Source organism: Microbacterium testaceum, assembly GCF_020781835.1.
Lineage (GTDB): Bacteria > Actinomycetota > Actinomycetes > Actinomycetales > Microbacteriaceae > Microbacterium > Microbacterium testaceum_H.
The window spans coordinates 1-574 of sequence record NZ_JAJGNJ010000046.1 but is presented as its reverse complement, the minus strand read 5'-3'; the positions used below and the strand labels follow the sequence as shown (position 1 = coordinate 574).

1 protein-coding gene is annotated in these 574 nt (G+C 67.9%); it reads left to right on the top strand.

Features of this window, described 5'->3' with window-relative positions:
- The first annotated feature begins 94 nt into the window (after window positions 1-94).
- Window positions 95-460, top strand: coding sequence for a hypothetical protein (locus LL239_RS17555; RefSeq protein WP_228164610.1), 366 nt, complete (start codon window positions 95-97; stop codon window positions 458-460).
- Window positions 461-574: the final 114 nt, after the last annotated feature.

The window sequence follows — 574 nt, the reverse complement described above, 5'->3', positions numbered from 1 at the left end:
AGGACAAGTGGACGGTCCGCGCTCGTCGCGTCACCGTCCCCGTGGTGCTCGAGCCGCTCGCGGGCGTGCAGATCACCGACACGGGCCTGTGATCGTGGCTGAGGAAGCGACGCAGGACGTCGCCACTCACGAGGTCGTCGGCGGCGCCGTCGTCCTGCGCACGAAGGCCGGTTCGTCGGCGTACATCTACAAGGGCGGCGTATTCAACGCGGACCTGTTCACCGAGGCGAGCGTCGAGCACGCCATCTCGGTGGGCCTGGTCGCGGAGATCGCGCGGTCTGCCGAGGTCGTGGAGATCGAGGGTCCGGACGAGTCCTGGACGCACGAGCGGATCGACGCGTTCGCCGAAGAGTGGGGCATCGAGATCCCGTCCGACGGCAAGAAGGACGAGAAGCTCGCCGCGATCGCCGCTGAGATCGAGAAGCGCACCGCCGAAGCTGAGGCCGGCGCGCTGTCCTGACCTTCGGGTCTTCCGTGGGGCGGCCCCGAGCGCATTTCAGCGCCGGGGCCGCCTCACCAGGAGTGAGCAAAAGGGGAGAGCATGATCACACCGGATGACCTCCCTGAGGTCGAT